The organism is Lysinibacillus sp. FSL K6-1151, from assembly GCF_038630755.1.
GTDB lineage: Bacteria > Bacillota > Bacilli > Bacillales_A > Planococcaceae > Lysinibacillus > Lysinibacillus fusiformis_D.
Genome location: NZ_CP152040.1, coordinates 1,834,151 through 1,847,606, shown reverse-complemented (window position 1 = coordinate 1,847,606; position 13,456 = coordinate 1,834,151). Strand labels below are relative to the sequence as shown.

Sequence of the window (13,456 nt, the reverse complement as noted above, 5' to 3'; positions counted from 1 at the left end):
AACTTTCTTCTATTTTATTACTATGTTACCATATAAAGAAACATAGATTTCAGGAGGAATACATATGAAACGCAATAAAACCGCAATACTACTATTGAAAAGTTTACTCTTTATCTTACTTTTATCTGGCTGTAGTAAAGAAAATGAGACAGGCTTCGATGATCAATTTATCGCTGATTTAAAAGACTATATTCAAGTAGAAGCGAAATATAAAAACATAGAAGAAAATAATATAAATAACTTGAATAATTTATATGAATCACAAACATATTCAATGGCCCATTCCAGCGATGGAATAAAAAAAGCACTCTCACAACAGCAAGCATATTATGAAGATGCGATAGACTATTCACATAATAAAATAGATTTCAAACCTAAAACAAGCTCCCCAGAAGAAAAAGAACTCTATAATGCGATAATTGATTTTAAAGAAAAAAAAAGCTCTCATGATTTTCCAACTATTAGATTAGTCGATGCAACATACCAAATTGATAGAGTAAATGCTAAAGAAGAGTATGAGCAATCTTTACAGGAACTAAATAAATCATGGAATACTATCATATCCCTTTCAGAAAAGTATAATTTGAATCTTTTTGGAGCTGAAGAATAAGCGAATATGTAGGTGTTGTATGAGTGACTATCCTTTGCTTTTTGGGGGCTCTATCCCCCTTTTTTGAGTTCTATCCATACTTTGAGGGTTATCCTTCTCTTTGCAGGCTCTATCCACTTCTTTTAATGGATTATCCTTCTCTTCGAAGGTGCTATCCTCCTGTTTGAGGGTTATCCTTTTCTTCAGGGGTTCTATCCTCCTCTTTTGATGGGTTATCCCTCTCTTTGCAGGTTTTATCCACTTCTTTTGATAGGTTATCCTTCTCTTCGAAGATTCTATCCTCCTGTTTGAGGGTTCTCCTTTTCTTCAGGGGTTCTATCCTCCTCTTTTGATGGGTTATCCCTCTCTTTCCAGGTTTTATCCATCTCTTTTGATAGGTTATCCTGCACTTAGAAGATTCTATCCACCAGTTTGAAGGTTATCCTTCTCTTTGCAGGTTTTATCCACTTCTTTTGATGGATTATCCTGCACTTAGAAGGTTCTATCCACCTGTTTGAGGGTTATCCTTCTCTTTGCAGGTTTTATCCACTTCTTTTGATGGATTATCCTGCACTTAGAAGGTTCTATCCCCCTGTTTGAGGGTTATCCTTCTCTTTGCAGGCTTTATCCACTTCTTTTGATAGGTTCTCCTTCTCTTCGAAGGTGCTATCCACCTCTTTGAGGGTTATCCTTTTCTTCAGGGGTTCTATCCTCCTCTTTTGATGGGTTATCCCTCTCTTTCCAGGTTTTATCCACCTCTTTTGATAGGTTATCCTGCACTTAGAAGATTCTATCCACCAGTTTGAAGGTTATCCTTCTCTTTGCAGGTTTTATCCACTTCTTTTGATGGATTATCCTGCACTTAGAAGGTTCTATCCACCTGTTTGAGGGTTATCCTCCTCTTTTGAAAAGCTATCCATCACTTTCCCATTGCTATCCGCCAACATTTTAAATATTCAAAAATTAAACTATACTTAAAGAAAAAGGGGGCATTATGAGATGATTATCGGTTTACATCATGTGCAAATTACCATTCCACAAGGATCAGAGGAGCAGGGGAAAGCTTTTTATTGTCAGGTTTTAGGTTTGCAGGAATTGGAGAAGCCTGAGTCGCTGAAGGGACGAGGCGGATTCTGGTTACAGCTTGGTCAGCAGGAGGTTCATGTGGGCACGGAAGATGGCTTTGATCGCTTGACAACAAAGGCGCATATTGCGTATCAAGTAGAAGATATTGAGTACTGGAAGAGGAAACTAGCAGAACATCAAATAGACATACTGGATTCTGTGCCAATCCCTCATTATGAGCGATTTGAATTTCGAGATCCGTTTGGTAATCGCGTCGAAATGATTCAAAAATTAAGATAAACTGCCCCGCTATTAGGGCAGTTTTTTCATGGAACTGTTCCATATTACATCTTGCTGAAACATTTGTAATAAAACTGTAAATTCCCTTGATAAAGCCTTTTATAGCAAGTGTTGAAGCCCTCCCTCTAGTTACCCTGGTAACATTTACCTCCCGGAAGCCCTCTATTTTCATGCTACGATTATTTCCATGGCAAAGCTATACAGGAGAAATTCTACTAGATGCTTCAGGAGGTTATAACAACATGAATAAACGATTTTTATCTACAACACTTGCCTTAACAATTGGCTTCAGTTCATTCGGAATGGTGCACACAGCCATCCAGCCGATACAGGTCGAGGCTGCTACAACAAATGCTCAAAACAACGCACAGGCTGTTGCAGCGAAAGCAGATCAACTCATTCAGACAGGGAAAAGCTTAATGGGTCAAGCGACATATAGCAATTCGGTTTACAAGTCTACATATCCATATAAATTTTCTTGTGCTTCATTTTTAATGTACATCTTTGAGAAAAATGGTGTAGACCTTGGGACATATAATGAAAATTATATGATTCAGCAAGGGACATATGTAGCAAGGAACCAATTACAAAAAGGCGATTTAGTGTTCTTTAAAAGTAAAAAAACAGGGACTGACCCCGATCATGTCGGCATGTATATCGGTGACAATAAAATCATCCACATGGCTGATTCCAAACAAAATATTGTCATTTCTGATTTAAACAGTAAGCCGTATTATACAGAAAACTATGTATCTGCACGTAGAGTATTGCCTACCCTACTATCAGCCAATCCTGCAACAAAAGGCGATAAAATTGTAGAGAATGCCCTGACGTATAAAAACAAAGTAACGATTGGCACTTCAACAAGCGAGTCAAGCCTACGCTTCACAGCTCCAGCATTTGTTGATTTCATCTATCGTAAAAGTGGCGTGACACTCGGCGCTACTACGTTAAGCAATTTAATGAACCAAGGATCAACAGTGGCTCGTGCTAATTTGAGAAAGGGCGATTTAGTCTTCTTTAATAGTGTTAAAGGCTCTAAGACACCTTCGCTTGTAGGGATTTATGCGGGCGATCATCGAATCATCATTCCTAATTCAGACGGTGTGATGACAAGAGTGTTATTTGTAGATTATTATACTGAACATTATATTACAGCGAAGCGCGTTTTCTCTGATTCCAACTCATCTCCCAGTGTAAGTGCACCTTCAGCTAGTATTTCAGCCAATCAAATTATTGCAACAGCTACCGGGTTAACAAGCAAAGCAAAATTCGGCTATACGTACAACGAAAGTGCACTGACTTTTACAAGTGCTGGTTTTACGTACTATGTCTTTAAAAAGCATGGTATTGATTTAAAGGATAAGCTAGCAAGTAAGCAAGCTTTAGTAGGGACACGTATCCAAAAATCACAGCTTCAAAAAGGTGATTTACTGTTCTTCTCAACGAATAATGGTAGACAAGATATCACGCAAACTGGTATTTATTTAGGAAATAATCAATATATTAGTATGACTACTAATGGTATTGTGAAACAAAACATTTCTTCCACTTGGGCACAAAAGAATTTTGTAACAGCTCGACGTGTTTTAAAATAAGAATGGTTGGGTGTCTCAATGAGGTTGAGACACCCTTTTTTGCTAGGATGAGTTTTTAAGCGTATTGGCAAATTCAATCATTGATCTACTCGACATCGGTCCTTTTATTAGGACAATTGTGTCTGCATCGAGCTTTGGTTTCAATAATTCTAAAACGCCTGTTACCTCTTTAAACGTATGAACCTCTGCGCTGGTTCCATCTTTTTGAGCTTGATCGGCAATCTTTTCCGCCCTTTTGCCGATGGTAATTAATGTATCAATCTTTCTTTCTGCTACCATGGAGCCAATTTCGCGATGGTATTTTTCTTCAAAATTACCTAATCGTTTAATATCCCCTAGAACGAGAATGACTTTCTTCTCTTTTCCTACCGTATCTAGCACTTTTAGAGCTGCCTCTACAGATGTCGGGTTATTTGTCCACGTATCATCAATAATCGTACTGTCACCAAGCCCTGTCGTAAATTCTAAATGTCTTGCCATCTGTTTAAACGTTCGTAACCCAGCTATAGCCTGACGAATTGTCAGCCCCATTTCACGACAAGCTGCAATCGCGGCTAATGCATTATAGACTTGATGCTCACCGTAGCCAGGGACAAATACATTGTACGTGATAGCATCTACTTCTAAAGTAAACTTCATGCCCGTATTGGCAAACTCTACATTCGACGCTTTAAAATCTGCCGTCTCATGTAAACCAAACTTAATAATTTTCCCCTTAAACTTTTTTAGCGAAATTTTTTTGATGTTGGTATCATCGGCATTAATAATTAACGTACCATCTTCCTTAATGCCTTCCACAATTTCTGCCTTGGCCTTTATATAGCCTTCTAGGTTGAGACAGCCATCTAAATGATGCACACCAATATTTGTAATAATACCAATAGTCGGTTGATAGATCATACACTGATGTTTAATATTCCCTGTGTTGCCTAAACCTAATTCAAAGATAGCGGCTTGTGTTTTTTCTTCAATACCCGTTAAATAAGGCAATGATTGCCTTGGCTCGTTTTTACTGCTAACGGATGCCTGCACTTGCCAATGCTTACTAGCGATATGTTTTAGCATCTCTTTTGTCGTTGTTTTACCACAAGTTCCTGTTAAAGCCACAACAGGAATTTGAAAAAGACCACGATAATACTCGATAAATGTCCAGTAGGCCTGTGCAACACTTTTCACTTGTAAAACGGTTGTATTAGCTAAAGCGCTTTTCAATTCTGTAGACGATTTATCGGAGATGATTAAAGACGGTCCCTTCCGATCAACCTCTTGCCAGTTGATTTTATCGTTTCGACTAACAAACATGAGGGAATGACTTTTTGTTAGGTCATGCCGATTATAGTAAATGGCCTGCTGCACAGACCATTGTTCTGATCCATGAATGAGCTTTCCTTGTAGAACGGTTCTAAGTTTTTGCACACTAATGGGTTGCAAGTGTACTGCGCCTCCTCTCTTTATCAATCTTGTACATGACTTACTCCTTCTCTTGATTCAGCGTGTTATATTCTGATCAATTACTATACCTTATTAGAATGTTCTTCTATGTGGCACAGTCAATATCCTATATAGAAAGAAGCTGACTAATCAGCAGGTGGGGTAGGTTTCAGCTTTAGCTCCGCTGCTAGTTTAGAAATCTGTTTGCTATACATATCTCCCTTTATGAGCACAATCGTATTGTCATCGACAATCTTCTGCAATAACGGATAGACGAGTGTACTATTTTTAAATGTATAGACAGACTCGCTAAATCCTAACTTGACTGCATGATCAGCCATAATCCTTGCATGCTCCCCTATGGTAATCAAGACATCCACGCCAATGCGTTCTATTAATTCCCCCGCTTGCTCGTGAATAATATAACCCCATGAACCTAAGTCGGTAATCGTACCAATGACAGCAATCTTTTTCTTGCCATCTCCTAGCTCATTCAACACTTTTAAGGCTGCCTCCAAGGAAGTGGTTGTAATACTCCAGGTATCATCCAATAGCATGGAATGATTGATGCCCTCAAAAAGTTGTAATTGTTTTTTCAATTGACGGAATGATTGGAGTAGTTTGGCTGCGACTGGAATGGGCATTCCCATGTCATAGACGGCTGCGATGGCAGCAAGCGCATTATAGACCTGGTGTTCTCCAAATCCTGGCACAAGAATGTCATAGTTTTTTTTATTGTGCTGAAGAACGAATTTCATCCCTTTTTGATAGTAGTGGATATGACTTGCTCGAAAATCACAGGACTCATGCTTCCCTACTTTAAGCAAACGACCACGGAATCTAGAAATATCTAGCTTCTGCGTATTGCTATCTTCCGCATTAATAATTAATGTACCTTTGGGGTGAATGATATCTAGCATTTCTCCCTTTGCTTGTATATAGCCTTCTAATGTTTTGCAATAGTTTAAGTGGTGAGCTCCGATATTAGTAATAATCCCTATGGTCGGTTTAAAATATTTTCCCGCATTCGTGACATCTCCTGGCGAGCCAACTGCTGTTTCAAAGACGGCTGCCTCTGTTTCTTCCTCAATGCCCAATAAATATTGCAATGAAGCGGTTCTAGAATTACTGCTTAATGTCGTTGCTGTCACTTTCCGATCAGCAGAAAGAAGATGTTTAATCATCTCTTTTGTCGTTGTTTTACCTGAAGTACCTGTAATCGCTACAATCGGAATATGAAACTGATTGCGATAAAAATGAACAAATTTCCAATAGGCCTCTTCTGCATTCGCTACCTGTATCATAATGACTTGGTTTGGAATGTCATTTGGCCGATAAGCTCTATCGGTCACTAGCACTAGAGGAGAAAGCGGCTCAAGACTTTTCCAATTCACAATACGTTTACTTGTAAATAGTGCCGTATTGGACTTTTTCACTTGTTTTAATCGATAAGCCCCATGCTGAATCAGTACATCCTCTGACCCTTGCACTAGATAGCCTGCCGTAATCATTGCTAAATTTTTCACCGAAAGAGGCTTCATATCTTTTCTCCCTCCTTTCTTTTCTAGTATATGTAACCTCTTAAAAGTTGCTTGGATGTAGACAAGATACATAACTAGAAGAAAACTATTTCACTGCATATATATAAAGGTGATTAAGTATCTAAGTACCAATAGAAGGAGTGATATACCTGAAAGCCATTGTATTTATCGGTACAAACAAATCCGGGTCTAGTCGTGAAGCAACAAGAGCAGCAGAAAAACTAGGCTACTTCACAGTACTTTTCACAAATAATGAAAAACAACTTCAGCAGCGACGTGCCTACCCCGACATCCACAAAATGATACTCATTGATACTTTGAATATAGAGAGAATGAAAGAGGAAATTGATAAACTAGGGAAAACCGGATTAGAGATTAAAAGTATCGTTAGTTTTGTTGATCCATTTGTCCATGTTGCTTCTATGCTATGTGATGAATTTTGTCATAACTATGCATCCTCCACTGCTATTGAAATGATGGAGGATAAAGAGAAAACAAGAAATTTTTTAAAAGACCAACCATACTCACCAAAGTTTTCACTTCTGAAGCCCCAGGAACCTATTGCTAAAAATTTGACCTTCCCATTAATCGTAAAATCACCAAAATCAACAGGTTCAAAAGATGTATTATTAGCAACAGATGCAGAGCAACTTAATCATCACCTCAAAGCATTACGCAGTAAAAATCCCTACGAATCCATCATGATTGAAGAATATTTGGATGGTCCACAATATTTAGTAGAAGCGGTTGTGTACCAACAACAACCACATGTCATTGGCATTATTGAACAGGAAATTACGCAAGGAAAACGATTTATTATTACAGGCTACGGTGTTTTAGTGAAAGCTCCGCAAGACATCCAATCAGGAATCGAAGAGGTACTCCATTCCATTGTGAAGGCCTTTGATATCGAAAATGGAGCACTCCATTTAGAGCTTCGATTAACGCAAAATGGATGGAAGCTTATCGAAATCAATCCACGGATTTCTGGTGGTGCCATGAACAATATGCTACAGGCAGCACTAGGATTTAGTTTAGTGGAAGAAACATTGAAACTATTACTTGGTGAACAGCCTAATCTCGAGCCAAGACATAAAAAATTTGTTTATACAAAATATGTTATTGTGGAAAGTAAAGGCATTTTAGAGAAGGTGATTGGCAAGGCAAGAGCGACAAGATCAACAGGTGTCGTAGAAGTGTATGTCAAACCGAGAAAAGGGACACTGCTAATGCCACCTTTATCGATGGGACATCGTTATGCTTATGTAATTGCAGAAGGGTCAACATTGAGGGAAGCTAGAAATCATGCAACAAATGCAGCAAAAGAAATTAAATTTATTTTGAGAGTTTGAAAAAAATATCCCGAATAATTGCCGCTTGCCAGTGGACAGTTACTCGGGCTTTTTTATCTTGATTTGACAGATATCATGAAAGAGAGACCTGCACGATGCAGGTCTGTTCATTATTCAATATGAAGTTGGACGCATTATTGTATCTGCACGGAAGCGAAGCGTCAGCCGCAATTACATCAGAGCATACTTCATTCTTCCTTAAACGTTTCGTCTAAAAATTTCACAGTTTCAAACATATTCGTTTTACTAGCACCTTTTACAAGAATGGTATCATGAGGCTCTACCAATGTTTCTAGTAGGACATGCAATTCGTCTTTATTGATAAAATGATGTACCTTGGATGGGTCCATGCCCTTCGCAATGGCGGCATTGCTCATTTCTTCCGTCCTAAAGCCATAGGTAATGAATTCATCAATGCCTACCTCGTAAATGTACTCCCCAACCTTTTTATATTCTTCCTCCCTCAAGACGCCGAGCTCTCGCATTTGTCCAATAATCGCTACTTTCCGTTCCTTCGCGATATTCGTTAGTACATCAATCGCAGCTCGAACCCCTTGTGGATGAGAGTGAACCGTATCATCAATGACCGTAATATCATCACGCAAGTTATAGATCGTTAAACGTCTTGGTGGTTTTTTAAAGTTGAGCCCCGCCTGAATTTCAAAGGGCGTGAACCCTAAAAGATCTGCCACTGCCACTGCATTGAGCGCATTGTAAACATGATGTTCCCCTAAAATTGGAATATACATTTCGATTTCTTCCCCATGTAGCTTCATTTTAAAGGACATGCCAATATCCTTATACTGCAAATCATAGGCACGATAATCGGCTTCTTTTTTAATACCCACCGTCAAGATTTTCCCTTTAAATTGCTCTGTCTCTAAGTATCTGGAATTGTCATCATCTTGATTGACAATGAGTAAGCCCTGCTGATCCATACCATGAATCAATTCGGATTTCGCCTTGGCAACGCCTCTTACATCCCCATCAAAGTTCCCCACATGCGCTAAGCCAATATTCGTTACAATACTAATATTCGGCTGAATTATACTACAGTGGTTGGTAATAATACCTGGGTAGGCCATACCATACTCTAATACGACAGCCTGATGTGTATCATTGATTTCTTCCTTATGCTTTTTCGTATGCTCAGTCGTATTCCAATAATCCTTCGACTCAAAAACATTCCACTTTTTCGATAAAATCGAGCCGACAAATGCCTTTGTTGTTGTTTTGCCTGCACTTCCCGTAATGGCAATAATCGGCAAGTTTTTCTTGTCAGCCTGTTGCTTACTTTTTTGTTGGACAATTTTCTTTTTTAGAGGTTTTTGATTTTTCGCAAGATACATCGCATAGCGGATGGAATGAATGACCACATCTAGCTCCAAGTAAAAGGCAGGAGGACAGCCTGGTCGCCAATTGACCTCATACATCCAAATTTTTTGCTGCTGATCTAGGCCAACATCAATCCCAATTTCATCAATCACTTCCCCAAACTTCACCATTTGAATTTCATCCAGGTGATGAGCTAGCGCTAAGGAGAAATGCTCCAGCATTCGCCGAATATTATAAGCCTCTTCCTTAAATTCCTGTTCTAAAAATGGATCTAAATAATTCGTATAGCCCCCATTATTAATATTCGGTATGATGGAACCATTTGGTGCAATTCGTGGGTACACTGTCGTCACTACCCATTTGCCTTCTCCATTTTTCTGAACATGCAAACGGAAATCATAAACCTGACCCGACTTTGTGACCGATTGAATATAGGGCTGCATAATAAACGTACCAGACGCAAGCTGCTCCTTTATCAATGCATCTAATTGAGGCTTTGAATAAACCGTATTGGTGCTATCCTTTCGAACCTCGAAATGCTTAGTTCCCGCCTTCGTAATAAAATAAATGCCCTTCCCCTTACGTCCATCAATCGGCTTGAAGACAACCCGTTTATAATAATTAATGAACTTGTGAAATAAATCGACATCCTTTACAATTTCCGATGGAATCAAATACTGTTCAAATTCCTTTGCTTCCTTCAATCGCTTCATGACATTCCATTTATTCCCTATCGAATGGGTCGTAAATGGAATCTCTTCTTTTAAACGATCGATAATATCTTTAGAAACAGATAATTTCTCTGGGCTCCCCGCATTATAGATCACATCAGGAAAGGGCATCGTTTTTTCCTGCCACTCGCCATTCTCATAGATCTTTGCTTGAATGGAGCGTTTGGCAAAGTCAACACTTTTAGGGGTGAAGTAAAAAAACTGTGCCCCTTCTGCTTTCGCAACTGCTGCATAGGCATATGACTTGAGAACTGTAGTTGGATCAAGTCGATGATGCAGCATACCAATAATCGTCATAGTTAAACTTCCTTTCATTAGATTCTCTCTCTATTACATTCACTTTGTATCCCTCACATATAGACAGATGCTCTAGCTTTAGTAGTTTAATATGGCGCTACCATTTAGGCTCAATGATAAATTTCCCCTTCAACATGTCTGGCTTTAAGAGCTGAATCGCCGATATCCCACTAAGTTCAATCGATTTGTGCGTACTTGTTTTTTCTAACCTCACCACGTCAGCAATCGAATTAGTATCATTTCCTTCATAATCAAAAGCGCGCAACAACGACACTGTGCCACGGCAACGCTCTTTATCAATCGCCTCGATACGGAAATACTCCGTTTCAAATTGTTTCACTGTATCCATTAACCTTAAATGAGCGCCACTATGTGTAATTAAAAAAAATGGAATCGTATCACTACCGACTATTTTGACAAGTAGCTGACCGAAATATTTAGAATGAAAATTCATCATAATATCCTGAAGATCCTTCAAATCACTTAAAGCTTCGCATAAAAAGTGATTTCTTTTCTTCTCACTGTTCAAATTGTAGCCCCCTCTCTAGTTTGAATATGTCTGTTGGTCCATGTAAGTTGCCCTCTCGTTATAATATGTAGCGACAAAAAATATGACGACTTTTTCACACAGAAACTAAAAAAACCTCTACCATAGAATGGAGAGGCTTTCTTCATGAGATCATTGAGAGAAACATGTCAGCAGTTCTTGTACATTATTCGGTTCTAATGTATCCATTGTATGATGCCCTGTGCCGAATGGTAATTGCTTCGTAATAGCATTTGGGATAACCACTGTATAAAGGCCCGCCGCCACAGCTGCTTGTGCGCCATTCGGTGAATCCTCAATCGCTATCGCTTCCTTGCCCTTTACACCTAATTGTTTAAGCGCCTGCAAGTATAGCTCTGGATCAGGCTTAACATTTGTCACGGTGTCCGCGGTACAATAGCAATCAAAAAAATCTTGAATGCCAAGCTTATCAACATACTGATCAATCCATTGACGACTCGAGCTACTAGCAAGACCAATTTGTAAACTCGCTTCCTTTGCTTGCTGCAGCAGTGTTAATATACCCGGTCTGAGCGTTTCCTTTTCCATTAATTGTGCATGACTTTGTTGAATAGATGCTCGAAATGCCTCCACATCTAATTTGATGTGATGATGTGTAACAAGATATGTATAAGGATTAAAGGCTTGAAGATTTGTACCAAGGCATTTTGCATACATTTCTAAGGATAACGCAACACCATAATGAGCATAGGCCTCCTTGAAAACGGTATACCACGCCGTTTCTGTATCAATAATCGTACCATCAAAATCAAAAACAATCGCTTTCAACATCCTACTTTCCCCCTTTGAACTAATCCAACGCTATCGTACTTCTATACAGCATGTTATCCTCTGCTTTTACTGTTCTATCCGTTGCTTTTGTTGTTCTATCCGTTGCTTTTGCATTTCTATCCACCGCTTTCGCTGTTCTATCCGTTGCTTTTGCATTTCTATCCACCGCTTTTGTTGTTCTATCCGTTGCTTTTGCGTTTCTATCCATCACTTTTGTTGTTCTATCCATTACTTTTGCATTTCTATCCACCGCTTTCACTGTTCTATCCACCTTTTTTGCAACTCTATCCTTCTTTTCCTGCTATCCAGTACTTTGATAACTCTATCCATCACTTTTGTTGTTCTATCCGTTGCTTTTGTATTTCTATCCACCGCTTTTGCTGTTCTATCCTTCTTTTCCTTCAATCTGGTACTTTTATAACTCTATCCATCACTTTTGTTGTTCTATCCATTACTTTTGCATTTCTATCCACCGCTTTCGCTGTTCTATCCACCTTTTTTTGCAACTCTATCCTTCTTTTCCTACAATCCATCACTTTCGCAACCCTATCCATTACTTTTGTGTTTCTATCCACCTCTTTTGCTGTTCTATCCATTACTTTTGCATTTCTATCCACCGCTTTCACTGTTCTATCCACCTTTTTTGCAACTCTATCCTTCTTTTTCTACAATCCATCACTTTCGCAACCCTATCCATTACTTTTGTGTTTCTATCCACCTCTTTTGCTGTTCTATCCATTACTTTTGTGTTTCTATCCACCTTTTTTGCAACTCTATCCTTCTTTTCCTGCTATCCAGTACTTTTATAACTCTATCCACCTACTCCTGCAAACTATCCATCACCTTGTCACGTTTATCCCCTTGATTTAACAAAATCACGCCGCCAATGATGAGGGCTATGCCAAGTGCCGAGTAGAGATTAAACATGTCGTGCCAAATAATCATACCTACGAGAACGGTTAAAGCTGTCCCAACACCTGACCAAATAGCGTAGGCTAGGCTTAATGGCAATGTTTTTAGGCATAAGGATAAGCTATAAAATGAAATGCCATAGCCAAGTGCCACCGCTAAAGAGGGACCCAGCACGGTGAAGCCTTCAGAAAGCTTGAGCATAGTTGTCGCAAAAACCTCACTTATAATCGATAATGTTAAAAATAAATAGCCCTTCATGCTGTTCAGCCTCCTAATGTCCACCTGCAAGATTGAGTACTACGACACCCAAAATAATACATAGTATCCCTATGACCTTCTTGCGATTAAATTGTTCCTTATAAAGGACAACCCCGACAATAGCCGTTAACGCTGTCCCTAAACCTGCCCATATGGCATAGGCTGTGCCGATAGGGATAACCTGTAATGTCAAGGCTAAACAATAAAATGCCGCTGCGTAGCCAACCACCACACCAACAGATGGCCAAATGCGCGTGAAACCTTCTGTGCTCTTTAGCATGGAGCTTGCAAAAACCTCTGCTACAATGGCGATCAATAAAAAACTAAAAACCATCATTCTTGAAAATCCTTTCTAGTTCACTTCTATCTGTCATCTTCTTCCTCAACATACTCCAATAGATTGCGCTTTACCAATCGTATTACCTTACCCGTTTTTAAATTAGAGAGATTGACCATCACCTAGCTGCATTTTACGATCCGCTTGCATACAATCTAAGCGAATCATTATGGTCATGTTCTCACTTCCTAAGCTGTTAGGCAAAATAGGTATGGAATGCATTAGCTATCAAGCTCAACACGATCACACAGTATCTAATTCTTGCTATTTTTTTACTATTAGCTAACGAAAATAGGATACCTTTTGTAAATTAGACAATAATCAATAAGACAATAGCTATGTATATTGTAGCAGTAAATAAAAGGGTCATG

The 13,456-nt window shown here is 39.0% G+C and carries 13 protein-coding genes; 4 read left to right on the top strand and 9 right to left on the bottom strand.

From position 1 onward, the window contains the following. Nucleotides 1–64: 64 nt before the first annotated feature. The 3 genes from MHI04_RS08725 (at nucleotide 65) to MHI04_RS08715 (ending at nucleotide 3,552) form a co-directional block, all read left to right on the top strand. A complete protein-coding gene (locus MHI04_RS08725; protein WP_036117815.1) occupies nucleotides 65–610 on the top strand; it encodes a hypothetical protein in 546 nt (181 codons plus the stop codon). Nucleotides 611–1,588: 978 nt separating this feature from the next. Further along, nucleotides 1,589–1,954 (top strand): VOC family protein, encoded by a 366-nt coding sequence (locus MHI04_RS08720; RefSeq protein ID WP_036117818.1) that lies wholly within the window; start codon nucleotides 1,589–1,591, stop codon nucleotides 1,952–1,954. 242 nt (nucleotides 1,955–2,196) lie between these two features. After that, nucleotides 2,197–3,552, top strand: coding sequence for an NlpC/P60 family protein (locus MHI04_RS08715; RefSeq protein ID WP_342535532.1), 1,356 nt, complete (start codon nucleotides 2,197–2,199; stop codon nucleotides 3,550–3,552). A gap of 42 nt (nucleotides 3,553–3,594) precedes the next feature. On the opposite strand, the gene murF (MHI04_RS08710) is transcribed toward MHI04_RS08715, so the two are convergent. Together murF (MHI04_RS08710) and murF (MHI04_RS08705) are read right to left on the bottom strand one after the other, a co-directional pair. Next, complete coding sequence (gene murF / locus MHI04_RS08710; protein ID WP_342535531.1) at nucleotides 3,595–4,983, bottom strand: UDP-N-acetylmuramoyl-tripeptide--D-alanyl-D-alanine ligase; 1,389 nt, start codon at nucleotides 4,981–4,983, stop codon at nucleotides 3,595–3,597. 146 nt (nucleotides 4,984–5,129) lie between these two features. Beyond that, on the bottom strand, nucleotides 5,130–6,524 hold the full coding sequence (gene murF / locus MHI04_RS08705; protein ID WP_342535530.1) for a UDP-N-acetylmuramoyl-tripeptide--D-alanyl-D-alanine ligase: 1,395 nt from the start codon (nucleotides 6,522–6,524) through the stop codon (nucleotides 5,130–5,132). A 140-nt stretch (nucleotides 6,525–6,664) separates the two neighbouring features. Here murF (MHI04_RS08705) and MHI04_RS08700 point away from each other — a divergent pair, with 140 nt between their 5' ends. Beyond that, a complete protein-coding gene (locus MHI04_RS08700) occupies nucleotides 6,665–7,876 on the top strand; it encodes an ATP-grasp domain-containing protein (RefSeq protein ID WP_036116881.1) in 1,212 nt (403 codons plus the stop codon). A 188-nt stretch (nucleotides 7,877–8,064) separates the two neighbouring features. Here the strand turns inward: MHI04_RS08700 and MHI04_RS08695 are convergent, their stop codons facing one another. The 7 genes from MHI04_RS08695 to MHI04_RS08665 form a co-directional block, all read right to left on the bottom strand. Then, entirely contained in the window at nucleotides 8,065–10,239 is a 2,175-nt protein-coding gene (locus MHI04_RS08695; protein ID WP_170829810.1) for a YheC/YheD family protein, read from the bottom strand. A gap of 97 nt (nucleotides 10,240–10,336) precedes the next feature. Then, nucleotides 10,337–10,768, bottom strand: a complete 432-nt coding sequence (locus MHI04_RS08690; RefSeq protein ID WP_036116879.1) for a hypothetical protein — start codon at nucleotides 10,766–10,768, stop codon at nucleotides 10,337–10,339. A 150-nt stretch (nucleotides 10,769–10,918) separates the two neighbouring features. Beyond that, nucleotides 10,919–11,578, bottom strand: coding sequence for an HAD family hydrolase (locus tag MHI04_RS08685; protein WP_089932467.1), 660 nt, complete (start codon nucleotides 11,576–11,578; stop codon nucleotides 10,919–10,921). Nucleotides 11,579–11,597: 19 nt separating this feature from the next. Beyond that, nucleotides 11,598–11,837 (bottom strand): hypothetical protein, encoded by a 240-nt coding sequence (locus MHI04_RS08680; RefSeq protein ID WP_244504808.1) that lies wholly within the window; start codon nucleotides 11,835–11,837, stop codon nucleotides 11,598–11,600. A 142-nt stretch (nucleotides 11,838–11,979) separates the two neighbouring features. Beyond that, a complete protein-coding gene (locus tag MHI04_RS08675) occupies nucleotides 11,980–12,204 on the bottom strand; it encodes a hypothetical protein (RefSeq protein ID WP_342535529.1) in 225 nt (74 codons plus the stop codon). Between the two features lie 193 nt (nucleotides 12,205–12,397). Next, nucleotides 12,398–12,748 carry a multidrug efflux SMR transporter gene (locus MHI04_RS08670; protein ID WP_036116874.1) on the bottom strand — a complete coding sequence of 117 codons (351 nt, stop codon included), beginning with the start codon at nucleotides 12,746–12,748 and terminating at the stop codon, nucleotides 12,398–12,400. A gap of 13 nt (nucleotides 12,749–12,761) precedes the next feature. Then, a complete protein-coding gene (locus MHI04_RS08665; RefSeq protein ID WP_342535528.1) occupies nucleotides 12,762–13,085 on the bottom strand; it encodes a multidrug efflux SMR transporter in 324 nt (107 codons plus the stop codon). Nucleotides 13,086–13,456: the final 371 nt, after the last annotated feature.

What these genes read in the sequence shown, in the direction of transcription:
- MHI04_RS08725 (WP_036117815.1), top strand. Translation starts at nt 65, where the DNA reads ATGAAACGCAATAAAACCGCAATACTACTATTGAAAAGTTTACTCTTT.
- MHI04_RS08720 (WP_036117818.1), top strand. Translation starts at nt 1,589, where the DNA reads ATGATTATCGGTTTACATCATGTGCAAATTACCATTCCACAAGGATCA.
- MHI04_RS08715 (WP_342535532.1), top strand. Translation starts at nt 2,197, where the DNA reads ATGAATAAACGATTTTTATCTACAACACTTGCCTTAACAATTGGCTTC.
- murF (WP_342535530.1), bottom strand. Translation starts at nt 6,524, where the DNA reads ATGAAGCCTCTTTCGGTGAAAAATTTAGCAATGATTACGGCAGGCTAT.
- MHI04_RS08695 (WP_170829810.1), bottom strand. Translation starts at nt 10,239, where the DNA reads ATGACGATTATTGGTATGCTGCATCATCGACTTGATCCAACTACAGTT.
- MHI04_RS08685 (WP_089932467.1), bottom strand. Translation starts at nt 11,578, where the DNA reads ATGTTGAAAGCGATTGTTTTTGATTTTGATGGTACGATTATTGATACA.
- MHI04_RS08670 (WP_036116874.1), bottom strand. Translation starts at nt 12,748, where the DNA reads ATGAAGGGCTATTTATTTTTAACATTATCGATTATAAGTGAGGTTTTT.
- MHI04_RS08665 (WP_342535528.1), bottom strand. Translation starts at nt 13,085, where the DNA reads ATGATGGTTTTTAGTTTTTTATTGATCGCCATTGTAGCAGAGGTTTTT.